Below are 24039 nucleotides of genomic sequence, written 5' to 3' on the forward strand. Positions count from 1 at the left end.
ATCTTCATAAGATTACAAAGGAATGAAAAACTTTATGGATGAAGTTAAGATAAATACAGATGAACAAAAGCACATACGGACATTATCACATTACCTTGAGAAAATTCATACTGCTACAGGTTACCAAAACAAGGAGGTTGCGGAACTTTTAGGTATGGATAAAAGCTATTATAACAAGATAAGACTGAAAAAGTTTTCTCCTTTAACGAATAGCATAGCAACCTTAAGGAAATTTGCTTCTTTAAACAATCAAAGTCTTATTCATTTTTTAGCAGAAATAGAGGAAATTTCACTAGAATCTAAAGAAAAAGAATGGATGATAATTGCTGAAAAAGCATTTACGGATGTTGGGCCTATCTTGAGAAGAGCATTGCTTGTAAATCGAATTAAGCCAATTATAGATAAAGATGATGAGCAAATTGATGTTCTAATTAAAAACTTTCTTTTACTTTGTTTAATCATAGATATTTCTAAGAAGGAGAAATGGTTTAAAATTGTTTTTGAATTGATTTTAAAGATTTATCAAAATATTGATGATGAAAAAGATAATGATATACGTATTCTTATTGAAAGAATTCGAAAATACAAGGAAGATGTAAAGGTGTGAATCCAATCATTCTCTAAGTAAGAATTCATTTATAAATCAAAAAGAATCGGAGATTCTTGGGAAGACTCTGCTTAAAAGATCTGGATTTTCTTGGAGCATTCTACTTCCACGTGTGACAGTAGCTATGCCCACTCCAAGTTTTTCAGAAATTTCTCGTTGAGCAACCCCTTTAGAAATTAAATCAACTATTTGAACTCTTTGTGCAATAGCATCAATTTCTGCAGGGGTTAAAAATACTTTAAGAAGCTGTTCACATTCAATTGAATTTAAATCTTTGCAATGTATTTCTTGTAAAAATTGAATTATTTCTTTAGAGGTTTTGTGAGATCTTAATTGAATCATGGAGAAATCCTTTAAAAGTAAACTGATATTACAGATTCAATAGGTTTTATTAAGAGTTTTTGTCCCAACGCTTTGTTACTTAAACCATGGGAAGGTCTTTCTAATAAAAAATGACCATTGAATTCTGCGCCTGATATTTCAAGAGATCCTCTTGTTCCTCTTATGAAAACAGAAAATAACATCTTATTTGCTTTTAATATTTCAAATTCAACTGAAGATATTATGACTCCCCCATGGAAATAGCAAATTCCTCCGAGTGGGAGCTGGCAAATAAAACGTTCTGCTTCAAGAATATTTGCAACTTCATGATCTCTTCGTCCCCCCAAGCCATAAAAAACTTCTAGGAAGACTTGATGATCTGTTGCTTCTTTAAGAATTCTGTCAAGAAGAACAGAAAAGTCATTAAAGTTCTTGTTTTTCACAAGAAGGATTTTTTCTAAAGGAGAACTCTTAGATTTCTGATTGTTGTAACTGAGAGAAGAATTGTCAAGATATTTTTTGGATTTATTGTTTAAACTATCAGAATCCCCAGACCAAATTATATTTTGGTAACTTACTTTATTTTGTAAAATATGATTCAAACCACCATCAGCAGCATAAAGTGTGTCAAAATGGTTTTTTTTAAAATCTGTTGATTTAATTTTGTAACAAAGTACCTTAATGGGAGAAAACTCATGAAAACCATTTAAAAAGATCACATATTTCTTAATTTTCAAATTCATAATTTTTTGGGGCATTTTCTTTTGTGCTGAGTTTATTATTTTGTTCTAAGAGCCATACTTGGCGGACAGAAGTTTCAAGTTGTTCAGAATGAAATAAAAGATCTTTAGCTTTGGAAAATCCTAAGAGAAGTCCTATCAATAAAAACATAAGAGATATAATAAATCCTATTGTACATATGATGATAATGCTGTTGTGAATGGAAGTTTCAGTAATGACTTCTGCGAATTTACCACCTTCAACACTGGTTAAAATTGCTTTTTTAAAAAAAGCAATAGTCAGAGAAATAATCGCAAAAAAGATGATAGGTATAAAGAAAGATAACAATGGGTAAAAAAAGCGGACGATATTTGCATTACTTTTTGCGAGTAAAATTCTTCTTGCGTGTTCAGGATATGATTTTTTTAAAAAGTATTCAAAAGACGTATCATTAGGTTTGTTATACAAAGACATAAATTTTTATTGCCTCAAATTCAATTTTGTTTAGGTTTTTTAGATTCTTCTTGGGATTTAATTTTAAGCATGACTCCATCAGAGATTTCTCTCCACTCTTTCATGAGCTCATACCACCCTCTGGGGAAGAAGAAACGGAGTTTTGCTAATCTTAAAAAACCTGGGAAGAAGTTAATACTTTCTCTCACCATCAGACTCAAAGCAAGAAATGTAGGAGTCAAGATTAAGAAAGCAACCCATATTACGATTTTATTAATATGAGGTAAATAGGCGCCTAGCAGATATGTAAATACAGATGATGTAAAAAAAGCCCAAAGTGGAAAGAACCACATACCATGAGCAATCTTCATGGTAGCTCTGACATCGCGATCGGAGGTACTTTTTTTTGCAAGTGATTCACAAAATTTAGAAGGAATTGCCCAAACAATTGTTCCTAAAAATTCAATAGGAAGGGTTAGAAATAAATAAAACCAACCATGTCTAAAAATAACCCAAAAGAAGTTTCTCCGTTTATAATTCACATCTCCCCAGACGAGTTGAATGGGGGATACATTAACGGCTTGCATCATGCGGCGCATAGTTTGTATACGTGCCATCAAAATCGGGTCTACGTCGAATTCTGGGCGAAGTTTTTCGACAAAAATTCTAAATTCACGTGATGAATATGCTTGTCGACCATAAGAAAGTTCAAATAAAAATCTCCAGTTTCTTTTTTCATCCCAGCTAAAAAAACTTGCAAAACCTGCTTCTAATGATTCTCGAACTCCATCCATAATATCGTTGACTGAATTATCGGCTGAAGTGATCACGACTGGTTCACAATAATGCAAATTGAGTTCACTACGAAATTCATCTTTTTCAGAATAATCTATGACCACGGGTTGAACGACAACATGAAAATTTTCATCGTTAGCACGACTCATTGCTTGCAATGCCATTCGCGCTAAGCCTGTTTTAAATTTATAAATATAAGGATCGTCATGACTGACGCCTTCTGGAAAGATTAAAATGCAATCCCCTTTTAGAAGCGCATCACCGACGGCTTGAAAAGCTTCGTTATTTGCTTTTGCGCGCCAATCGGGGTCAAAATTACCTTGTTGCAGCATTTCTTTTTGTGCTTGCACATCCTTTTTGATATCCTGCAAGCGTGTTACAGGTATTGCTTTTGTGATCTGTAGTATTTGTTTCATCACAGGCATTTCCCAAAGGGTATGCTTAGCAAGTGGTCGAATTGTGACAGGTGCCAATCCAAGCATCACAGCGGGATCTACAATGCCGCTTGAATGATTTGCCGCCCAAATTGCCGAACCACCTGTATAAGGAGTTCCAGAAACGCTTATGCGTTTAAAGAAAATCCTACAAAGAATAAATGCGAGAAGACGCATCATGAGTTTGCCCCAGTTGTTTTGCGCTGATCTAGAAACAAGTATATTGCCTTAGTTGGTATTAATAAATCGTCAAATTCACCTATGGAGAAAGAATGTCAATTCAGCATAACATCAAATGGATAGGATCGAAAAGTCTTGATAAACTGCAGAGTCCTTTAAAAACAGTGGCGCAGTTTAAAGGTAATGAAGTTAAGAATGTGATTATAGCTTTGCATGGATTTGGTGATAATGCTGCAAATTTTGCATCGTTGGCAAACGAAATTAAGGTAACTGATGTTCTCTGGCTTTTTCCACAAGGACCGAGAAACTATCCTATGGGTATTGATGGTGCACAATGGTTTCCGCTTTTTAATAATCCCACAGAAGAAAGAAGAGTTTCAGAAGACTCTATCTTGCAATTATTATATAACGTAACTGAACAGATTAATGTCCCGTTTCATAAAATATTTGTTTTGGGTTTTTCACAAGGTGCTTCGATGTCACTCAATTGTGGATTAAAAGGTAAAGAGAATTTAGCTGGTATTATTTCATTGAGTGGATTTATGATTCAAGGCCATGTAATTAAAAATAGTTATGCAGGTGAAAGAATAACAACTCCGATATTCGTTGCACATGGCTTGCAAGATCAAGTTGTGTTACCAGCTATGTATTTCGAAACAATCGATATATTAAAAGATATGGGGACAGCTAAATTAAGAGCAAAAACATATCAAATGGGTCATAATATTAGTCAAGAAGAGATAAATGATATTACAAAATTCATAGAGGAATTTCGTTGAGTAAAAATAATATTGATATAGAAAAAACTTTAGAACTTGAAAAAGCACGGCAACAATTAGAAAATCGTCTTCAAGGTGGGATGAAATCCTATCTCGTAAGCCTTGAGTTGCCAGATGATGATCCCGTAGAGATTCAAGAAAGTTTAGTAGAGCTTGGCGCTTTAGTCAGAACTTTAGGGGATGATTGTGTTGGTGTAACGGTACAAAAGAAAGTCAAACCTATCCCTGCAACCTATATCGGTCTTGGGAAAGCTGAAGAAATAAAAAAAGCCTGTGAATTGTTAAAATTCGATTATGTAACTTTCGATCAAGAACTTTCTCCAACCCAAGTGCGAAATCTTGAAAACTTAATTGGTAAACCTATTCTGGATAGAACAGGAGTTATCCTGCAAATATTTAGAAAAAATGCGCGTTCAAAAGAGGCGCGTACGCAGGTTGAAATTGCTCATCTGGAGTATATAGCACCTAGGCTTTCAAATGCATGGATCACTTGGGAAAGACAAAGAGGTGGTGGAGGTTCTGGGGGGCGTCTTAAAGGAGCAGGAGAAACGCAGATCGAAATTGATAGGCGTAGAATGAAAGATAAGATTGCTAGCCTTAGAAAAGACCTTGAGAAAATACAAAAAGAACGTGAGACCCAAAGAAAAAATCGAGCTGATGAGTGGAATGTCGTGTTGGTTGGTTATACAAATGCAGGGAAAACAACTTTGATGAATGCTCTCACTGAGAGCCATTTATCAGCAAAAGATTCCCTATTTGAAACACTCGATTCTAGTATACGTCGTATTCGTGGCGTAAATAATATGAATATTCTTGTGACAGACACTGTGGGTTTTATTCGCAATTTACCGCATGGCTTGGTTGCAAGTTTTAGGAGCACTTTAGAGGAAACAAGCAAGGCAGATCTCTTGCTTCATATCGTAGATATTACTCATAAGTCTTATAAAGATCATATAAAAGTAACAGATGAAGTGCTGGTGCAAGTTGGTGCATCCGATGTGCCAAGGATTATTGTTTTCAATAAGATTGATAAAGTTGTAGGAGAACCTAGATTGCCAAAAATTCTCGCACGCGGATACCCACGAAGTATCTGCTTGTCTAGTTATAAAGAAGAGGATATCAAACGTTTTCGAGAGATGATTGTGAATTTCCTAGCCCAAAATATGGTCGAGGAAGTCTTTCATGTATCATATGGTGATTCTAAAATGCTATCACTTATTTACTCTCACACACGTGTCTTAGAGTCCAATTGGACTCAAGATGAAGGAATTTTTAAGGTGCGCATGTCTAAAAGTATTTTTCAGCGATATTTTGCACCCGTTAAATCTGAGGAAGAACAAGAATGGCAAGTAAAATCGAATTAAAAAAAATTCCTGATTCAATTCATAAAAAAATTATAGAGCTGAAACATATCGAAACTAAACTCGGACATTTACCACCAGATAATTGGAAAGTTGGAGAGTTATTTAATCGAATTGATAACCCTGATTATTATCAAAGTTTTGTACAATTGGAAAAACAAACAGAATTGCTATTTTCTGAAATTTGTGAAGATCTAAAGGTGCGTAATTTTGAAATTCTTGAAATAGTCAGTGCAATAAATGCAGAATTATTTTATGAAGGCGGTCCTAAATACTGCAATGAATCAGAAGTCCTCGATGCTTTAGGACAGGAATAAATGAAAAATCGGTTGCCCTATTTCTTTTTAGAAAATCAACCTTTAAATAATAAAACATATTATCGGATGGGTGGAAAAGCCCGTTTTTTTGCTGAACCAAATAATATTTCAGAGATACAACAAGCAATCTTTTGGACAAAAGAAAATTCAATTCCATGTTCAGTATTGGGCTCTGGTAGCAACTCTGTTTATGCAGATGGAGATTTTGCTGGTCTCGTTATTTCTTTAGAAAAACTTTCAGCTTGGCATTGGGAGAATTCAGAAACTTTATTTGTAGAAGCTGGGGTTACAAATACTGAAATAGCTGAAATATGTTTGCAAGAAAATCGTGCAGGAGCGGGCTGGATGTACCGTATGCCAGGGCAGTTGGGTGCATCTGTGCGTATGAATGCGCGCTGTTATGGTGGCGAAATCTCACAAATCGTATCGCAAATTTTTACGCTCGATATGGATGGTATTTTAAAGACATATCGTAATGAAGAGGTTTTTCAAGGTTATAAAAAAACACTTCTCATGAATAAGCCGGAAATTGTAATTGGTGCACGTCTGAGATTTCCACAAACTGAATCACCTGAAATATTAATGCAATTTATGCATGAATGTGAAGCAGATAGGCATAAAAAAAAGCATTTTTTTATGCCAAGTTGTGGCTCAACTTTTAAAAATAATTATTCAATTGGAAAACCGAGTGGTCAGTTATTTGATCAATTAGGTTTAAAGGGAACACGTGTTGGTAATGCTGCTGTGAGTGAGTTTCATGCAAATTTTGTTTGGAATCTTGGAAATGCATCTACATATGATATGTTATCATTAACTGCAATTATGCGTAGCAAAGCTATGACTGAACTCGATGCTGACTTAGAATTAGAAGTTCAACCAGTGGGTGAATTTTCTCAAACATTGTATACGAAATGTGGCATGCAGGCGCTTGGTCCAAGTTATCAAAGTGAGAAAAATAATAAGTGGGTAGGTCTTTTGTGGCATCCAAATGAAAGACATACTAAGAAATCAGCATCTCTAAAAGCATTTCCAAAAAAAATCTTTGAGTCACCATATTTAGAATATTCGCAAAATTCTTATCAAGGTATACCATCAATAGGTATAGAAATTGTCCAATTAATATCGATGAGTAAAGCCATTAAAAATGCAAATCAGCCTTTTCTAAAATGGTTAACTTATTGCCCGGATTCACTTGAAAAATATTTTCTCCATTCACCTCCTAGAAAAAATAATAAGAAAAATAACTTTGTAGATGAGCTATGGAAATACAGTGTGAGTGAATTATTTATTGCTGATGTTAAGAATTCCAATCGATATCTTGAATTTGAAATGACTGTAAATGGAGATTGGATTGCTCTCGAATTCATTGGGCTGAGACAAAGATCAGAGCGGAGTCAAATACCGAATGAACAGCTTTGGTCAGGTTTAGAAATTATTAGACTGTACAAAAATGATTTATTAAAAGGAGAACTAAGGAATTCTTTTGGTATGTCGTTTACTTACAATCAATTAAAAACAATTATAAATAAAAAAAGTCGAAAAATTCTTATACAAGGTGCATTGAGCCTTGGGGATAGAAAATATTTATTGGCGCCCTATTGGAAACAGAATAAATATTCAAAAAGTGAAGGCGGGGAAATAGTTAAAAATGAAATCGTTCCCAATTTTCATCAACCATCGAAATATTGGCTAATCTCACTATTTTAAATTGCGAGATTAGCTATTTTTTTTCTTCTAAAACATCTTCAACTTCAAATGGAATGCGGCATTTATCTTTGAGGCTAATGAATTCTTCTATGGTAACTTTACGTGTATATGTAATTGTTTCAACAAGTATATTTTTTAATTTATCATTATCATTAACTACGTCTAAATTTGAATAACTAAATACATAATCATCTGCAACTTTTTTGTAATTGGTAGTTAACTCAATATTGCTTCCCGGATTTTTAAAACTAAATGATTTATTATAGGGACTAAAATTAAGTAATCTAAGGCTTCCATTAAATACAATTTTACTTGTTGATTTTGCAATTGAGCAAAAATATATTTTATCATTTCTTATAGCCATATAATCTATAATATCTGAATAATTAGTTGATGGTAGTATGACCTTTACTCCTTCATTGTTTACGAACTGTCTGACTTTATTTGTTATTTCCCAAGTATTTGAGGTCATAAATTCTGAATAGGATCTATTTAACGGACTCATTTCGCTTTCTATTTCCTCTGTGATGTATTCTAAGTTTTCTTCATTCTCGTTATTTTCTTCACACATGCTATCGCCAAATTCGCATAATTTTAAAGAAAAATTAATCTTTTTTCCTTTTATAAAGTTGATTTCACTTAAAGATTCTTTATTTAATTTCTTATGTTTGCTAAATAAATTATCGGATAAGTCAAATTTTTTACTAGAAAGTAGTGAAATTCGTTTTAAAGAAGTAAGTATGTCAAAAGATTTTTCTTCAATTTTCTCGAATAAGTTATTGCCAAGATATAATTGGCTCAAATTATTTAAACCAATAAAATTGCTAGGATATATTTTTGTAATCTGATTTTCGCTCAAATCAAGGGTTTTGAGTTCTCTCAGGTTATAAAAGATTCCTTGAGGGATCCTTTTTAAGGAACTTCGTCTTAAATCAAGTTCTTCGAGTTTTATAAAGCCAGTGAGAGGAGCGAGATCGCTTATGACATTTGAGCTCAATTTTAAAGTTTTAATTGACTTTATTTTTTCAAGTTCAGATCTACTAAGTGAAAAATCTCTTGTCTGCTTAAAATGATCTACAATGGCTAAAGCGGATTTTTCTGCATTACTCATTGGTGTCTTCGCAGGGAAGCACCAGTCTAAAAATGTTTTGTTAAATAGAAGATTAAAGGATGCTAATTTCTTATCATTGTCATAAACTTCGTACGTGCAAAACTGCGCTTTTTTAAAGTCTTTAAATACCTCAATCGGCATACTTTCTTTTAAAATAATCTCTGGATATACATTTTCTTTAGCGACTGTAAATGCGACTTTTTCACAAAAACTATTTTTATTCCCTTCTTTTGGCCTGACTGTAAATTTATATAAACCCATCGGGCCTACATCGCTCATGACTGGTATTCTAAATCTCAATAATTCTTCTGGGAAAAGCCCACCATAATTTAAATTCCCATCGTTATCTTCTGCAAGTGCTATTTTTGTTTTTCCATCTGTATCAAGTGTTAAATAAGCTATGTGAAAAGTATTTTCCTTGTTTATTTGAAAGTAGAGGTAACTTTTAAAAAACTCTTCCATGTCATCATCAAATGTATCTTCTTTATCTTGGGTTTTTGTAAGCTCCTCTTCTGTAGGGATATCTGATTCAATTGGACTTTTAATATTTTTTATATCTTGGCTAGGAGAAGTTTCATCTTTATTTTTGCTATCATCTTGTAAATATTCACTTTCATCTTCAGAAACAATTTCATTGACTTCAGGTGCTGGGACAATTTCATTTACGCTAGGTTCTTTTGTGGCAGGTTTTTTACACATTCCTTTAGAATTTTTAGAGCAAGTAGAAATATTCGCTAAAGTTGGAGACTTTGGAGTGGAAGAGTCGTTGATAGTTTTTTTAGCACAACTGGCTAAAAAAAGTGAACAGAAGGCAATCTTAGTCAAAGAAGCAAAACTATGATATCTCATGAATAAACCTCAAAAAATATGTTAGGACTTCAGAAATGACACAACGAATGTCTATTTTTTATAAAAACAAAAAATCAAAATAATAAAGTAAATTTGAATAAATTATTAAAATATTTTATTTATATTAGTTATATAAGCGTCTTACGTATTTTGATGGGAGAGGGGAGTAGATGAATTGATTTTTATTTTAATGTAAAATTACATTTAATTTTTTTGTATAGATGAGTTCGATTTATAAATTCATACAATTATAGTAGTTTAGGTTGATATACTTAAACTAAATTTAACTCAAGCGATTTTTTGAGTTAAATTTTACTATTTGTACGAGATTTTTTTGCCTCATATTTCTTATATATCAATTAGATTTCTTTATCATTTATGTTATCTAGTTTAAATAGTTTTTATTAAGAGGTATTTATGTTAGAAGAATATTATAATCTTTTTAAAATTAAAAATTATGCTAAACTTTGGCTTGCCCAATTCATTTCTATCATTGGTGAAACGTCTTATCATGTCGCATATTTTTGGCTTGCCTATAAGATGAGTCCATCATCTGCTGTAACCGCACTTGTCATACTTTGTTTCTCTGTGCCCTATCTTATTTTTGGTATGATTGGTGGTGTCTATGCAGATCGTTTGAATAAAAAAAAACTAATGATTTTTTGCGATATTATTCGTGCATTTTTATTAGGAACTGTTCCTTTAGCGTATTATTTGGATTTACTCGGTTTAGCTCAACTCGCAATTGTGGCATTTATCAGTTCAAGTGTGCGATGCTTTTTTCAACCAAGTCTCAAGTCATCAGTAAATGATGCTCTACCCGTTCAAAGTTTACAAATAGGAGTGTCCATCTTCCATGTTGCTTTCCAAACATCCCGAGTGATAGGTTTTGCAATCGGAGGAATATTAATCGCACATATAAGCGCTCCACATATTTATTTATTAACATTTATAACCCACCTAATTGCAGCTTTCCTTGCTATCTCATTGGAAGGAAATTGGCAAAGGCAGATCAATCCATTAAAAGAAAATATAGTAAAAGACCTTGGAAAAATATTGAGTATTATAAAAGGAAATATGAATTTATTTTGGAGTTTTGCAATACTTCCTATTGGCTTAATTTTCATTGTTGGGCTTGATAAAATTGCATTGCCGATTCTTTCAGATCAAATATGGAAAATAAATGCAAAAGGGCTTGGTTATATGCTAGCTGCTTTTGCAATCGGCAATGTTGCTTCGTCCATAGTATTAAGTAAACGAAAATTAAATAATTTACTTATTACTATTTTCTTCGGTTGGAGTTTGTGGGGATTTTTTTATGTAGGTATAGGTTTATCGTCTTCACTTATTATTGCACTTTTTTTAGCATTTTTTGCAGGAATATCTGAATCAATCATTGATGTCCCACATATGCTTCTGATTCAAACAGAAGTACCTAAAGAACATATTGGCAAAGTCTATAGCTTTTGGTCAACGATAGCTTTTGCAGGTGATTCGTTGAGTGGAATTTGGATTTCTTTTTTATTGGGTTTTTTAAGTGCGAAACAATCCTATATTGTTTGCGGGATATTTGTTTTTTTACTTGGATCAGTCGCTGCCATTGTTTTATCCAGAGCAAAGCGAAAAACAATGCTGCGAGCGAATGAAGCAAAATGATAATGAGTTTAAATGAACAAAGGGGATATTGACATTTTTTTAGTGTGAGAAATTGTCTGGCAATATGCATCATATTGCCTTTTTATTTTGCGCAGAGAATTTTATATCAATCGCTCTATCTTTGCTTTTTCCATTTTATTTTTAATAGCCTCTCTCAAGAGAGCTGGAACTTGCGCTGACTTTTTTTTGTATCCATTTTTTGTTTTTGATTTTTTTGCGATCTTATTTAAAGGCTTTTTTAAGAAACTTGGGATTGCTCTTTGCAGTTTTGCATGTGTAGCCTCAATTTCCATTTTTATTATTGCTCTGCTCCTTTTATTTGTAGCATAATCAACTAGCAATTCATTTAATTTCTTAGTTTCATAAGAAATGCTTGCCATTTTATGAGCTGATTTATCAATTAAAACTTGAGTCGTTTCTGAGCGCCAATTTTCTTTAGCGCTAGCAATTAATTCATTATACCAAGCGGAACTTTTTTCCTCACCGTTTTCACTCTGTTCATTACTTGGTGAAGAAGAACGACTTTGTGGTTTAAAATTAGATTCTAACTCATACATAAATTCATTGATTGCAAGAACACGGGAAAAACCAAACTCACTGATGGCAAGCATAGTGGGTATGGAGGTATAAAACCTTCTTCTTTCTGGTAAAAGACTGCGCATAATATCCGTCGAAAGAGAGCGGATAAGTTCTAAATCGGGTGTCTCTACTAAAAATATTTCAAAATAAAGTTTCGAGCCATAGGCAGGGAAGATAAGTAACAATCTGCGATCGAGAAGAGCACCATCTAATTCAAACATATATATCGGCTCAGGAATTCCAGGTTGAGCAGGTGAATTGATTATTTGCAGACAAGCGTATAATGCTTCCACTTGCTCAATTGAATTAATATGCGGATAGAGAGAGCAGACAATATCCCATAGCGATTCTTTTGCTTCGGGTTGACATAGCAACATTTTCTTATTTTCAAGATCATCTATCATTTACTCTCCTTTGCACTATTTACTGAAAAATGTTTTAAAAAACCTTCCGTATCTTTACTGATTGTAAGCAATTCGCGTAGGAGTTCTGTCAAATCGAGATTGCGATAGCTGAGAGTTTTTTTTATCAGGCTTGGAATAAGCGCTTGCGGATCTTGATTTAAAATAAAGGAATTGGCTTTTTCTATTAGGGTGTAAGCATCTTCTATAGTTTGAATTTCATTTGGAAGATCGAATCTATGAACGGAAATACTGTTACCTTTCAGAGGGGTCATATTTTGTGAAGATATTTTTTCGATCGCTTGAGAATTTTGCTCTGTATTTTTAACGATCTCATAAACCGATTGGGACAGTGCATTTTCTTTTTTATCGAGCGCCGATTGAAGCATTCGAGAAATTTGATTGAGATATTTTTCAGAAAGTAGAAGTTCAATTTCATCATCTTCTAGTAAACTCGAAAAGTCAGATGCTTTAATAAGATTATCTTTTATTTCATTTAAGGCATCAATTCTTATTTGTAATTCTTGTTCAGTGAGTTTGAATAAATGAGTTTCAATTTTATTTTTTAAAAAATTTGCTTTATTCGAATTTGTTTCTTCGACCAACTGAGATAAATTAACAGATTCATTTTCGTTCTCAATTAATTTATAGCTGAGTAAAAGTTTGACGAGTGAACTTTGTAAAAGTTTAAATGGAATGACACGCATTTCTGAGCTGTCTTCGCTAAACTCAGGATAGAGAGCGCTCCAATAATTTTCACATAAAATATTAAAAACTTTAAGTCCATGTAAAAGACCTGTGATAGAATCTATTTTGAAAAGAGCTTCAATATAATAAACTGCAATCATTAGGTCTTTAGATTCTCTTTTTAAAATATCTTCACATATATTGGCAAATTTTTGCTGACTGGGCTGTATATCTTTTGTTGTAGTCCATTCCGCCGTGTTGTCACTTTGAAATTTTTGTAATTCAAGGCGTTGATCGCGTAACCAGGACATTTTATCAGTTAGATTTAAATCTATTCCACAGGGAGGGTTGCTAGAACAAGGTTCGATGAAACTTTCAACATTTTTCTCGTACATTCTTTGACTCACTTAAATTTCATATAAATTATTTTCTGTTTTTATTCACAATTAAATTTCCAGACAGAAACATGTAAAAATAAATTAATCGTCGCATTATTTACATCAATAAATCCACTAACACAAATTTTAGCTACTCGCTTATTTTTATCATAATTTTGAAATGATACATTGATATTTTTAAACCTTGGCTCAAAAGAGTTTAAAGCAAGTTTTATACAAGAGCATAGACTTTCTTTATCTTCTTCATTTGCCAAGGAAAGTTTATTTACATTTGGCAGACCAAAATTTGAAGAATTGAGTTGACTTGCCTGCAGAGATAAAAATTCATTTACAGTCAATGTATTTCTCGTATTTAAAATGTAATCAAAGTTACTTTTAACTGAAAAATGTATATCATCTTGTAAATATTTATCTTCAAGCAAGCGAATCATGCATTAGACTCCAAATTTATTCTATAAAAATTATGCTTTAAGGGCATAATTTTTATAGATATCAAGAGATACTTTAATATTCTTAAGATCTTCATAAGTGATGAGTTGTGGATCAAGAATAACGGGATTACCTTGAGCTTGGTTTTTATCAGCATATTTAACACCAACATAAGCTGTCGCATTGGTAATTTTGATTTTAAGAGTTTTTTTACCATCACCGATAAATACAGGGAGTGCTAAGTCAACATGTAAATCCAAATAAGAAGCATGCTTAACATATTTTGGAGAACGATCTTGATCTTCAAGATATTCCATAATTTTTGCGGCTTTTATTTTAGATTGCTCAAGTTGAGCATAAATATCATCAATCTCAGCTGCATCAGGAGATGAAAGAGTGATTTCAACATTCACGGGATAATTTTTAAATGTCCTTTCTTTGAGAGTTGTATTGATATTTGCTTCTGGCATAAACTCTCCAGCTATATCTTGAATGATCAAATATTCTGGAAGAGCAGGATGCGCAGCATTTTTAGGTGAATAACCAGAAAAAGAAATAGCTAACTTTGTTTGCGACTTTGGCACTAAAGACATATTATAATCTCCGATTAAATTAATTTAAAAAATGTTATTTTCCTGCTGGCAATTCACTCACCAAACGCATTGAAATTGTCAATTCATTTAGATAAAAATGTGGCCTGAGGTACATGACAGCGCTGTAAATACCCGGCTTACCAGGAACGGTCGAAACGTCAATACGTGCTTCACGAAGTGGGAATGCGCTTTTTACCCAATCAGAGGCTGTATCAGATAAAATAACGTAACTGGAAATCCAGTTATTTAAATATGCAGAAACTGCTTCTGCAGAAGAAAAACTTCCAATTTTATCACGCATAATGCTTTTTAGATAATGAGCAAAGCGTGATATGGCCATAATGTATGGCATTTGCACAGTAAGTGAGGCGTTTGCATTTGCTAGATCATTGTCGTACTCCTTCAATTTATGGATTGTTTTTGCACCAAAAAAGACAGCTTGATCGGTGCCACGCTTGTAAACGAGACTAAGTAAGCCAAGATCATCAAGTTCTTTTTCCCGTCGATCGGTGATCGTGACTTCAACAGGAATTTTTTGTATGCGATTGCCTTCGTCATCGTTAAACATATAAATGGGCAAGCCATCCACGGTTCCACCATTTTCAACCCCACGAATATTTTGGAACCAACCAAATTGACGATAGGATTGCCCTACGCGCTCTGCGAGATGGAATGCGGCATTTCCCCATAAGAATTTTTCATGTTGCTTTTCATTTAAATCTTCGACAAATTTAAATTCTTTCACAGGAATTCCATCATCAGAATATTCATTGCGCATGATTACGCTTGGAAGAGTGAGGCAAACATATTTTGATTCTTCTTTTGAGCGGAATGTGTTCCAGTTTGCATAGTCTACAGAGTTAAATATGCGTTCCAGGCTTTTTGGTTTATTAAGATCAGTAAATGATTCCATATCAAATAATTTTGCATCGGCAGCAGATATAAATGGAACATGTGCAGCAGATGCAACTAAAGAAACAGCGCGTAAAAATTCAATATCAGTTTGTGAACGGCTGCAGTAATAATCACCAACTAGCATGCCAAATGGTTCACCACCAAATGTTCCATATTCGCTTTCATAAACTAATTTAAATAAACCACTCTGATCCCAATCTGGCGCAGTGCGATGATCTAATAATACATCGTCTTTTTTTGCATCGAGAATGCGAATTTTCAATTTTTCATCTGGCTCTAAATTATTAACTAACATTTCGAGTCCACGCCAGCTTGCTTCAAGTGTTTGAAATTCTTCATGGTGAATTATTTTATTTATTTGTTCAGTAAGTATACGGTCAATATCTGAAATTCGCTCATTAATCATTTTATTAAAATCATTTTGAGTATTAAAATTATTTTGCACAGCTTCTTCAGCAAAAACCTGGAGCATAGATTTTAAATTTTCTTTTTGCTGAATATCGATGTTATTTTGAACAGTATTAATAATATTATCTGCTAAATCATTTCCGTTTTCAAAAAATGACATATCTGCTTCTAAGATATCCTGATAAGTAGTCTGTGTGCTCATGAAATCTCCTTAAGTAAATTTAGTTTTTCACAATGTCATCATCAGTTTTTTTAGGTGCTGCAATTTTCATGAGAGCTTCTGGATTCTGGATAAGTTTATTGAGAACTTCCTCAAGAGTTTCACTGCTATCAGCCTTTGCTTGGAGATCAATTAGCTTTTTTCTAATTTCTAATAATTTATTGAGTTCAGGGTGATTTTCTGCAATTTTTCCTGGACTAAAATCTGCCATACTGTTCATTTTTAATTTAACATTTAAGCTGCTCCCATCTTTTTTAATCGTATTTTCAACTTTGAAAGTAAGTTCTGGAGCGACCTTTTGCATTGTGGTATTGAAGCAATCCTTATCGATTGGAAGAAATTGTGCATTTTTAAGTTTCTGCGGCTTTTTATTTTTATGACCCGAAAAATTTGCCATAACTCCAACTACAAATGGAATGTCTTTTGCTTTTACATTTCCTTCAGCTTGCAAATCATAAGTGATTTGCACACGCGGTGGTCTTACTTTTGTTAATTTGTGCTGAATACTATTGTTTGACATTAAACTCTCCTAAATTACAGTCTCCTCTATAGGAACTGGGTGTTAAAAAAATGATTCAATCAATTAAACTAATTGTTCTATCTGAATTAGTATTTAAATTTTCTTGTATTTCTGGAGCAAAAAATGGGAATTCTGGAATTATTACATTCTCATAGAATGTATTCATTTTTAAAATTTTGAAACTAAAATAAACAACGATTTCATTGTCTCCAGCATTTGTTGCAAAATTAAGCTTTAGTAGGTTTGGATTACAAATTTTTTCGCAATCTCTATATTGGGAAATTAAAGTTAGAAGAGCCCATGGATTGTTCTCTTCTACAGAAATATCTTGTATTTCACGTCCAACAATATTGCTTTTTTTTGATTTAGAAATGCGGAATGCCATTTTCAAAGGATCTCCTACTTTCCAATTAAGTAATGCTTTTTCTGGTGTTCCATAGTTTGAGCCATATTTTTGATTTCCTGATTCAATTTTCCAGCTGATAACACGATTTCCATTGATTTCATTTGCTCTATTTGCTCTAAACTCTAATTCAACGGGATATTTTATAAGGCTATCTTTGTCTTTATTAAAATTTATAAAGTTATAGACATTGCTCATTTTTGAAAGAAATTCTTTTAAATCTCTATTTAAAATAGATGGATGAAATTCTCTTAAAAATGGATAAAAATCTTTAATAAATAAAGAATATTTTTGATTAAAAACTATAACATCATCTATAAGTGCAAAATGGTAATTTGTTTTAGAATTTTTATATTTCGCAAATGGAAACTTTCCAGCAAGTGTATTATTAAATATTTTAGCAAGTGAATTAAATTCGGTAATACTTTTAATTTTAAATATATCTTCACATTTATGCGATAATTTATTGGAAATATTAAATTTTATATTTGAAAAATATTCAAACTCATCTTTTTTAATATTTTGGAACTTCTTTATAAATTGATAACAGTTGGTGCTATTTGTTTTATCTATAGTATTAAATATAAAATCATTTAAAGATATGAGAGAGCCTTTTCTTGTTTTATCTATCACTTCGAACTTTATTTCCTGCCAAAACTTATTTGTTGAGTTATATGATGTATCTTTGAAAGTTGAGTTAAGGGCAATTTGAATTTGAACAAGTGATTCCATATTTTCAGAATAGAATTTCTCGATCAAATTTTTTTGTTTTTCTAAATAACTTGATAAATCTGCCTCATTTTGTTGTGAAAAATAATATTGTGCAGGCGATGATTCGCCATTCCAATTATCAAAATTATGTTTATTGCTTGTATATAAACCGAGATTATAAAATTTATTCATATTATTTTCTAAGTGGTAATTTATCTTTGTAAAAATAATTGGATATATCAAGCCAGCAACTTTATTTAAGTTATTCTTTTTTATGAGGGCATCGAGAGGTTTTATAGTTTTATATGAATTTAAAATATTTTGATGCAACTCTTCATCACCATTTGCAAGTATATTCAAATTAGAATCTGGAATTTCAGTAAGCAAATTATTTTTATTTGCAAAAATATCCATCTCTATTACATACTTTAATGTATCTCTAAGAATTTGGTTAAATGCTAATGGGTAATTCCGCTCTGCAAAATTATTTATTACAGAATCTAAATTTAAAATCTTAATGTAAGTGTCTTCTAAAAAATGTGTGTTTAAAAATAAACTTTGAGCCTGTTGAGAACGATCAACTTTTTTCTCATCCATTGTTTGCATATTGCGGTATGATTTAGTTAAGTGTGTTAGGTAGAAATTAATATCTTTATTTATATGAACAGTATTATTTGTATCAAATGAAAAAATATTTTGATTAAAAATAGGGCTTTCATATTTTTTCAGAAGTGATTGATACACTTTAAGTTCTGTAGCTAATTTTGCTTTATATGTTTCTTTTTCTTTATCAGAAATTAATCCAGAATTTTTAAAATATGATAAAATTTTATTATGGATATTTTCTGAATTATTTTCTTCTTGAATTTTAATTAATTCATTAGATAAATTTACGTATTCATTAAGTTTTTCATAACTGTTAACAAGATTACTAATTTTTATATTTTTTTCTTGATCGCTTAGAAATAAGAATGAACTGTTTTCATTTGAAAATATTTCAAGAGAATTTTTATTAAAGTTGTCTACCAAATTATCTATATAAGTTTTGCTAAATTGATTTTGTAAAATATTATTAAAGATTTCGTCTAATTTATCTTTAGCTTTTAAAATAAATTCATTATATGAAAATTTCAAATCTACCTTGAAATTTTTATTTTTTAAAATAGAAAAATTTCTTGAAATCTTTGTTTGAGAGAATGTGCATATATCATTTTTTTTCTGATTTTCACTAAGTAATGTATAAATATTAAATAATGATTTTTGAAAAGAGTCAGGATTATTTTTATTTATTTGATTATAAATTAAATTTATTTGTTTTAAATCATTGGTAAGTTTCTCTATATCTAATATTGAAAAATTAGAGTTGTTAAAATGAATTCCTGATTGATTTAGTAATAAAATATTATCAGTTAGTTCATTGAATTTATTTATTAAATTGTTATTTAAAAAAAATGAGAATTGCTTAGAATATTCAGGAATAAGTGGTTCTGGAAATTTTTGCAACCAAGACTTTGGTATGAAAAGATAACTTTCAGACATATCTCCAAATTTAAATGCATTTTCAATTATTTCACATGAATGAGTGAATGCCTTTGTGCTAGATAATTTGTCAATAGAAGAATTAAAAGATTGCATTTTAAGCATGTTAGTTTTTATATTCTTAAAATCTGAAATATAGTGAGTAAGAGACTTTAAGAAAATAGTCAATATAATTCCACTAAAACAAATGGTTATTATAACTCCAGTATAAATTGAATGTTTATAAAATGTAAATTTATTTTTAGAAAGCTTTATATTCTCTAAAGGATATTGAGCAAGTGCTTGCAAAGAATTCTTCAAAGAGTAGTTCTTTTCTCCAGCAAAAAAGAAAATAGCTCTTGAGTTTAATAAAAGTCTAAATTTTTCTAATTTTAATTCAAGGCTTTCAATATGACTTTTATTGATTTGAATTAGTCTTTCCTTAAGTATGCTTGAAATACTTAAATATTTTCTAAGATCAGACTCAGGTAGGTTTAATTGAAGCATTTTAAACTTTTTTTGATCTATAGAAGTTTGGAAGTCATTAAATAAATCTTGGGAGATTTTAAATTTAGAATTTTGTCGCAAATCTGCTGATATTTTGTCAGTATATCCTATTAAATCTGTTCCTTTTTTAGCAAAAAAATTGGGGATTACATCATATAAATCTTCTGAAAAATTGATCGCTGAAAGACTGTAATATGGAATGGGTGCTCTGTATATACCATAAAGTTCTGTACACAGAAAATACTCTTGCAGAACTTGATGATTGCATTCTTCGTATGAATTATTTTCATCTTTAATTGATATTATTCCTTTTAGTTGAAAATAATCCATGTTTTTTCTAAGACGTTTGAATAGGCGGATATATCTTTTTTTAATGTCAGAATTATATTGATTTTTTTCATCTATTAGATTTTTGCATTGAAGAATAATAAAACATTTATTTTCAATAAAAATTGTTGAAAATAGTGATTCATCAGGAAAATTAAAATTTTCATCTTCTGTAAATGACTTTAATAAATTTTCTTTATTCATATTTGAAGATATAATAAAAAAATCTTTTTTCTTTGATTTGCTTTTTATTTGATAAAAATAAAAATAATCTGTAAAATATGTAATTGCTGATTTAAAGTAAAGTGATGAATAATTTCTTTTCTTGTAGAAAATAAATTTTCTTATCGTTATAAATAAAAAGAAAAATATGGTAATAATTAATAGAAAAAATATCATAATATATTTTACCTTGTGTGGAGCATGAATTGGTTTGTTATGAACCAGCATAAATCGCCAGAAAGTAATAACCCAATTGTTAATATTGTTATGAATTTAATATAAAAATATATGGATTCTATTTTCAAATATTTTTCAATCCTTGAATTATATGCAAGAAATGAAGGAGGACTTAATTGAGTATTTTCTGCAAAGAAATCGTCTATTATTTCACTGAGTATCTTAACGTAATTTTGTCTTACATTATTATACGATATCTGTCTGTATTTCCCTTGAAAACCAATTTTTAATGCTGAATAATATAACTTTATCAATTCCTGTTTTTTTTGATGAGGTTGAGCAATAATAATATCTATCTGGTCAAAAATAACATGTCCACCTGAAGTAGAACCAAATATTTTTTCTTCAAGAGGACTGTTTTTCCAGAAAATTGCAAATTCACTTTTTTGATGAATAAGAATATCATCGAATAAGCATACTACTAAATAAATAACTTCTTCAACAATTTGTGTGTCATGAGTTCGTCTATTTGTTTTTAATTCAATCATTTCTTTATTAAAATAATTTACAAGTTCAATTTTAATCTGAGTTGTCTTTTCATCTATTATTTCTGATTTTGAAGTAAAATCATCATCGAATTTTAATAATATTTCACTTAATTTTTTTATTGAATTATCGAAAAAATTAATTAGATTTTGATTATTGTTTGGTTCATATATTTTTTCATTACTCATAATGTTTTCTCTTGGTATATTAATATTTCATCTGGAGCATTATTTTGTATCAAATTATTTGTTTGAAAAATGATGAGTTCATTGTTTGCATGATGGCTTTTAAAATCACACTTGATTAAAAATCCAATATATTTATCTTTTAGAATTTCATCATATGATATTGCTTCAAGATTTCTTTCAAAACCAAGTGAGCGCTTTTCTTTCGATGCTTGGAAGTCTCTGTTTTCACAAATGAGAGCAGTTTTGAACCATTCAATCAATTCCAAGTCATTCATTTTTTTGTTTCTCTTTAAAAGTATAATAATTTCTTTTTTGGAGAACTCTACAGAAATATTTAAACTGTATACTTTTTCATTTTTGTTGAACTTAATTAGAACAAATTTTTCCGAAATTTCAGCTTCCAATATTTTTTCAATTTTTTCAATTAATGGCTTGAAAGTAAGTAATAGATTTTCATGTTGATAATTTATAAAAAAAGGTAAAGAATCTGTAGTTTCGAAAGATAAAACAAATGATAGAATTTTATTGCATTCTAGAAAAAGTTGATTCGGTGATATACCATCGCATTCAATAAGTGGTTCAAGTATGCCAATAGTTTTTTTAAGTGTAGCACATTTATTTAAGCATTGCATATAGCTTAAAGTATTATTAATATTTTGAAATAGTAGTGCTTCCTTTGTAATGAATTCTAGTTTTTTCCTGAGTAAACTATTTAGTGATTTAATTATTTTAATTAGTTGTGAACTATCTTTAAAATGTATGTGTGGTGGTATATACTCAGCGATCTCTACAAAACCATTAATTTTATTTATTTTTGCGATTGGCAAATATGAGCAATTAATTGGAGGATAATCGCTTATTTGTAAAATAGCATTTGGTTCTAAGATTGAAAATGTTTTTTCTTCATCAAAATGATTAATTGTCTCAGGAGTATTTTTTAAAAATCTTGATTCTTTTTCATTGTCATTTTCTAATATACTATTGCCATAGGGGATTGTTATATAAATCATAGCTTCATTTGTTGCGAATTTTTCAAATTCATTAAGTGAAATTATAAGTTCTCTAGTTTGTGTTTTATGATTATAATAATACTCGTATCCATCATTGAATATGCAATCAATTTCTATTATTTTAAATGAATTTGTATATGACCTATTTAATTCATATGTAAGATTAAATATTCCATATTGATTTTTATTGACTTTAATATGCCTAATTCTATTTAAATTTTCTGAACGTTGTAATGCGTAGTTTAGAACTGTTGGAATTAAAATTTCGCCAGATTTCCAAGCGACAAGTTTTGGGGCATTTGCAAAACTTATATTCATTTATCCTCCTTTCTAAAAATTTCCAAGAGAAATTTTAACAATATATTCGATATTACTTTCAGAAATTAATCTTTCATTATTAAAGATGTATCTATATTGTATACCAATAGAAAAATTTAAATATTTCCAAATATTAGACTCTAGATAGAGACTTGGTGAAATGGAATCAAATTGAACTGGTAAATTTGTTGCAGTATTTAAAAGACTTAATTGTGTTCTTCCATAATCAATACCTAATTTAGGATGAATATAATATGTTCCAAATGGAGTGTATGATGCACCTATATTAAGAGTACTAAAATTTAATATTGAAACCTTTTCTTCAGTATTTTGAATTTTATAATTTATGGTAGGCTTGTTGAATAAATAAAATGCTCCACCATATAATTGAAATGAGTTGTTAATATTTATACCAATTTGAGTTGAAAAAATTGGAATATAACTGTCCCCATATTTGGAAATCTTGAATCCTTCTTCAAGATAGAATCCATTATGGGTATTAAATTCTTGGTAAGAATTGCTTGCAAACAAGTTTTGTCTATTTTCTTTTGGATAGGGTATTTCGTACTCATTAGCTTCTTCTTCAATTGAATACGCATTTTCATTTGATGTAAAAAATATAAAAACCATTGATAAATAAACTTTATTATTAAACATTTTCGTTGCTTTCATTTTCCCTAATAACGGTTTCAAGTTCATCTCTTTCTTGTTTAGTTCTCCCTGACTCTTTTACTTCGATTTGATTTTCATTGAAAATAATTGTGACATTGCTTTCTGTATCAATTTTAAGTGGGTATGATTTCAATAAGGCGTTATAACGATTGAATAAATAAATTTGCTTGCATCCAGGTGGTAAATTCACAGCTATAGATTTTCTTATATACTGTGGGACAGTGTAGACTTTAAAAATTTTAAGATCTTTAGTTTTTTTTAAATTTACTAGTTCTTGATAGGAATCATCAAACCATTCTTGATTTGTATATTTAAGTATTTTTTCGTGAAATTCATCTTTTTTTACAACAACTATATCAGTTTCAAATGCAAAGTTATTGTTTGATTCTCTTTTCACCATTGCATTAATTATAAAACTTTTTCCCCAGATATTGTCGGCTGTTTCACAACTAGAGAACAAAATAGAAAATAGTAAAAATGATATGAATGTGACTTTAGTCATTTTATTTTATTCCAATATACATATTTAATTTAGATTAATTCTTAATAAATAATTAAGAATATATTATTTTTTTTAGACAAACTTTTTGTTTCCATAAGATGCTTTTGCCTTCTTATGGAAGGGAGGGAGTTTAAACAGTCTACTTACCTCTGAGATTGAATTAAATACAAAAATGAATCCTAGCTATTTCATATATGTATATTGACTAAATTGCAAGTTTGTTGAGTAGAAAAATAAAGTGATAAAGGAAGTTTCTAAATAAAAGATTGCTCGATAAAATTTTATAATAACTTTTAAATTCAATAAGAGTAAAAATTTAAAAAATTTAGATTAAATTTATGTTGTTTTGATAGCTTTATTTTTATTTTTAAGTTACCATAACTTTTTAAATTTGTTTACTAAATCAAATTATCGTCGTTTTTGTATATTTTGTTTTAAAATGTAATTAATATTTAATAGTTTGCTGAATAAGAAATTATTTCAGCATAAAAATAGCAC

22 protein-coding genes are annotated in these 24039 nt (G+C 30.4%); 6 read left to right on the forward strand and 16 right to left on the reverse strand.

Annotated elements, in window-relative coordinates; genetic code table 11:
* Positions 1-34: 34 nt before the first annotated feature.
* Positions 35-607, forward strand: a complete 573-nt coding sequence (locus tag H7355_RS05830) for a hypothetical protein (RefSeq protein WP_186645782.1) — start codon at positions 35-37, stop codon at positions 605-607.
* 36 nt (positions 608-643) lie between these two features.
* Here H7355_RS05830 and H7355_RS05835 read toward each other — a convergent pair whose 3' ends face one another.
* Genes H7355_RS05835 through H7355_RS05850 form a run of 4 tightly spaced genes read right to left on the reverse strand, consistent with a single transcriptional unit; the run spans position 644 to position 3510 of the window.
* Positions 644-949: a Trp family transcriptional regulator gene (locus H7355_RS05835; protein WP_186645783.1), complete on the reverse strand. Its 306-nt coding sequence runs from the start codon at positions 947-949 to the stop codon at positions 644-646.
* A gap of 11 nt (positions 950-960) precedes the next feature.
* Positions 961-1671: a hypothetical protein gene (locus H7355_RS05840; protein WP_222435668.1), complete on the reverse strand. Its 711-nt coding sequence runs from the start codon at positions 1669-1671 to the stop codon at positions 961-963.
* Positions 1655-2122: a hypothetical protein gene (locus tag H7355_RS05845; RefSeq protein ID WP_186645785.1), complete on the reverse strand. Its 468-nt coding sequence runs from the start codon at positions 2120-2122 to the stop codon at positions 1655-1657. The genes H7355_RS05840 and H7355_RS05845 overlap by 17 nt, the downstream gene beginning before the upstream one ends.
* A 20-nt stretch (positions 2123-2142) precedes the next feature.
* Positions 2143-3510: a 1-acyl-sn-glycerol-3-phosphate acyltransferase gene (locus H7355_RS05850; protein ID WP_186645786.1), complete on the reverse strand. Its 1368-nt coding sequence runs from the start codon at positions 3508-3510 to the stop codon at positions 2143-2145.
* Positions 3511-3602: 92 nt separating this feature from the next.
* Here H7355_RS05850 and H7355_RS05855 point away from each other — a divergent pair, with 92 nt between their 5' ends.
* The 4 genes from H7355_RS05855 to murB are packed head-to-tail and all read left to right on the forward strand — an operon-like array spanning position 3603 to position 7674.
* Complete coding sequence (locus H7355_RS05855) at positions 3603-4289, forward strand: alpha/beta hydrolase (protein ID WP_186645787.1); 687 nt, start codon at positions 3603-3605, stop codon at positions 4287-4289.
* Entirely contained in the window at positions 4286-5653 is a 1368-nt protein-coding gene (gene hflX, locus H7355_RS05860) for a GTPase HflX (protein WP_186645788.1), read from the forward strand. The genes H7355_RS05855 and hflX overlap by 4 nt, the downstream gene beginning before the upstream one ends.
* The gene (locus H7355_RS05865; RefSeq protein ID WP_186645789.1) at positions 5632-5967 is read left to right on the forward strand and encodes a hypothetical protein; all 336 of its coding nucleotides are present in this window, start codon (positions 5632-5634) and stop codon (positions 5965-5967) included. The genes hflX and H7355_RS05865 overlap by 22 nt, the downstream gene beginning before the upstream one ends.
* Positions 5968-7674 carry a UDP-N-acetylmuramate dehydrogenase gene (gene murB, locus H7355_RS05870; RefSeq protein ID WP_186645790.1) on the forward strand — a complete coding sequence of 569 codons (1707 nt, stop codon included), beginning with the start codon at positions 5968-5970 and terminating at the stop codon, positions 7672-7674. It abuts the gene before it with no gap.
* 13 nt (positions 7675-7687) lie between these two features.
* Here murB and H7355_RS05875 read toward each other — a convergent pair whose 3' ends face one another.
* A complete protein-coding gene (locus H7355_RS05875) occupies positions 7688-9634 on the reverse strand; it encodes a leucine-rich repeat domain-containing protein (RefSeq protein WP_186645791.1) in 1947 nt (648 codons plus the stop codon).
* A 417-nt stretch (positions 9635-10051) separates the two neighbouring features.
* Here H7355_RS05875 and H7355_RS05880 point away from each other — a divergent pair, with 417 nt between their 5' ends.
* The gene (locus H7355_RS05880) at positions 10052-11290 is read left to right on the forward strand and encodes an MFS transporter (RefSeq protein ID WP_186645792.1); all 1239 of its coding nucleotides are present in this window, start codon (positions 10052-10054) and stop codon (positions 11288-11290) included.
* A gap of 101 nt (positions 11291-11391) precedes the next feature.
* Here the strand turns inward: H7355_RS05880 and H7355_RS05885 are convergent, their stop codons facing one another.
* The 11 genes from H7355_RS05885 to H7355_RS05935 are packed head-to-tail and all read right to left on the reverse strand — an operon-like array spanning position 11392 to position 23541.
* Positions 11392-12273 carry a hypothetical protein gene (locus H7355_RS05885; RefSeq protein ID WP_186645793.1) on the reverse strand — a complete coding sequence of 294 codons (882 nt, stop codon included), beginning with the start codon at positions 12271-12273 and terminating at the stop codon, positions 11392-11394.
* Entirely contained in the window at positions 12270-13352 is a 1083-nt protein-coding gene (locus tag H7355_RS05890; protein ID WP_186645794.1) for a type VI secretion system protein TssA, read from the reverse strand. Before H7355_RS05890 ends, H7355_RS05885 begins: the two co-directional genes overlap by 4 nt.
* Before the next feature lie 41 nt (positions 13353-13393).
* Positions 13394-13786, reverse strand: coding sequence for a type VI secretion system baseplate subunit TssE (gene tssE / locus H7355_RS05895; protein ID WP_186645795.1), 393 nt, complete (start codon positions 13784-13786; stop codon positions 13394-13396).
* 30 nt (positions 13787-13816) lie between these two features.
* The gene (locus tag H7355_RS05900; protein ID WP_186645796.1) at positions 13817-14377 is read right to left on the reverse strand and encodes a hypothetical protein; all 561 of its coding nucleotides are present in this window, start codon (positions 14375-14377) and stop codon (positions 13817-13819) included.
* A gap of 34 nt (positions 14378-14411) precedes the next feature.
* Positions 14412-15902: a type VI secretion system contractile sheath large subunit gene (gene tssC / locus H7355_RS05905; protein ID WP_186645797.1), complete on the reverse strand. Its 1491-nt coding sequence runs from the start codon at positions 15900-15902 to the stop codon at positions 14412-14414.
* A 19-nt stretch (positions 15903-15921) separates the two neighbouring features.
* Positions 15922-16440 carry a type VI secretion system contractile sheath small subunit gene (tssB, locus tag H7355_RS05910; protein WP_186645798.1) on the reverse strand — a complete coding sequence of 173 codons (519 nt, stop codon included), beginning with the start codon at positions 16438-16440 and terminating at the stop codon, positions 15922-15924.
* Between the two features lie 55 nt (positions 16441-16495).
* Positions 16496-20305 (reverse strand): hypothetical protein, encoded by a 3810-nt coding sequence (locus H7355_RS05915; protein ID WP_186645799.1) that lies wholly within the window; start codon positions 20303-20305, stop codon positions 16496-16498.
* A gap of 8 nt (positions 20306-20313) precedes the next feature.
* A complete protein-coding gene (locus H7355_RS05920) occupies positions 20314-21039 on the reverse strand; it encodes a DotU family type IV/VI secretion system protein (RefSeq protein WP_186645800.1) in 726 nt (241 codons plus the stop codon).
* Positions 21036-22367: a type VI secretion system baseplate subunit TssK gene (gene tssK, locus H7355_RS05925; RefSeq protein ID WP_186645801.1), complete on the reverse strand. Its 1332-nt coding sequence runs from the start codon at positions 22365-22367 to the stop codon at positions 21036-21038. Before tssK ends, H7355_RS05920 begins: the two co-directional genes overlap by 4 nt.
* Before the next feature lie 12 nt (positions 22368-22379).
* Positions 22380-23039: a hypothetical protein gene (locus H7355_RS05930; protein WP_186645802.1), complete on the reverse strand. Its 660-nt coding sequence runs from the start codon at positions 23037-23039 to the stop codon at positions 22380-22382.
* Positions 23017-23541, reverse strand: a complete 525-nt coding sequence (locus H7355_RS05935; protein ID WP_186645803.1) for a hypothetical protein — start codon at positions 23539-23541, stop codon at positions 23017-23019. Before H7355_RS05935 ends, H7355_RS05930 begins: the two co-directional genes overlap by 23 nt.
* Positions 23542-24039 lie beyond the last annotated feature (498 nt).

This window comes from Fluviispira vulneris (assembly GCF_014281055.1).
In the GTDB taxonomy this organism is placed as follows: domain Bacteria; phylum Bdellovibrionota_B; class Oligoflexia; order Silvanigrellales; family Silvanigrellaceae; genus Silvanigrella; species Silvanigrella vulneris.

What these genes read in the sequence shown, in the direction of transcription:
- H7355_RS05875 (WP_186645791.1), bottom strand. Translation starts at nt 9,634, where the DNA reads ATGAGATATCATAGTTTTGCTTCTTTGACTAAGATTGCCTTCTGTTCA.
- murB (WP_186645790.1), top strand. Translation starts at nt 5,968, where the DNA reads ATGAAAAATCGGTTGCCCTATTTCTTTTTAGAAAATCAACCTTTAAAT.
- H7355_RS05835 (WP_186645783.1), bottom strand. Translation starts at nt 949, where the DNA reads ATGATTCAATTAAGATCTCACAAAACCTCTAAAGAAATAATTCAATTT.
- H7355_RS05880 (WP_186645792.1), top strand. Translation starts at nt 10,052, where the DNA reads ATGTTAGAAGAATATTATAATCTTTTTAAAATTAAAAATTATGCTAAA.
- H7355_RS05855 (WP_186645787.1), top strand. Translation starts at nt 3,603, where the DNA reads ATGTCAATTCAGCATAACATCAAATGGATAGGATCGAAAAGTCTTGAT.
- tssE (WP_186645795.1), bottom strand. Translation starts at nt 13,786, where the DNA reads ATGATTCGCTTGCTTGAAGATAAATATTTACAAGATGATATACATTTT.
- H7355_RS05930 (WP_186645802.1), bottom strand. Translation starts at nt 23,039, where the DNA reads ATGAAAGCAACGAAAATGTTTAATAATAAAGTTTATTTATCAATGGTT.
- H7355_RS05900 (WP_186645796.1), bottom strand. Translation starts at nt 14,377, where the DNA reads ATGTCTTTAGTGCCAAAGTCGCAAACAAAGTTAGCTATTTCTTTTTCT.
- H7355_RS05830 (WP_186645782.1), top strand. Translation starts at nt 35, where the DNA reads ATGGATGAAGTTAAGATAAATACAGATGAACAAAAGCACATACGGACA.
- tssB (WP_186645798.1), bottom strand. Translation starts at nt 16,440, where the DNA reads ATGTCAAACAATAGTATTCAGCACAAATTAACAAAAGTAAGACCACCG.
- H7355_RS05850 (WP_186645786.1), bottom strand. Translation starts at nt 3,510, where the DNA reads ATGATGCGTCTTCTCGCATTTATTCTTTGTAGGATTTTCTTTAAACGC.
- H7355_RS05935 (WP_186645803.1), bottom strand. Translation starts at nt 23,541, where the DNA reads ATGACTAAAGTCACATTCATATCATTTTTACTATTTTCTATTTTGTTC.
- H7355_RS05885 (WP_186645793.1), bottom strand. Translation starts at nt 12,273, where the DNA reads ATGATAGATGATCTTGAAAATAAGAAAATGTTGCTATGTCAACCCGAA.
- H7355_RS05865 (WP_186645789.1), top strand. Translation starts at nt 5,632, where the DNA reads ATGGCAAGTAAAATCGAATTAAAAAAAATTCCTGATTCAATTCATAAA.
- tssC (WP_186645797.1), bottom strand. Translation starts at nt 15,902, where the DNA reads ATGAGCACACAGACTACTTATCAGGATATCTTAGAAGCAGATATGTCA.
- H7355_RS05845 (WP_186645785.1), bottom strand. Translation starts at nt 2,122, where the DNA reads ATGTCTTTGTATAACAAACCTAATGATACGTCTTTTGAATACTTTTTA.
- H7355_RS05840 (WP_222435668.1), bottom strand. Translation starts at nt 1,671, where the DNA reads ATGAATTTGAAAATTAAGAAATATGTGATCTTTTTAAATGGTTTTCAT.
- tssK (WP_186645801.1), bottom strand. Translation starts at nt 22,367, where the DNA reads ATGAATATAAGTTTTGCAAATGCCCCAAAACTTGTCGCTTGGAAATCT.
- H7355_RS05890 (WP_186645794.1), bottom strand. Translation starts at nt 13,352, where the DNA reads ATGTACGAGAAAAATGTTGAAAGTTTCATCGAACCTTGTTCTAGCAAC.
- H7355_RS05920 (WP_186645800.1), bottom strand. Translation starts at nt 21,039, where the DNA reads ATGAGTAATGAAAAAATATATGAACCAAACAATAATCAAAATCTAATT.
- H7355_RS05915 (WP_186645799.1), bottom strand. Translation starts at nt 20,305, where the DNA reads ATGATATTTTTTCTATTAATTATTACCATATTTTTCTTTTTATTTATA.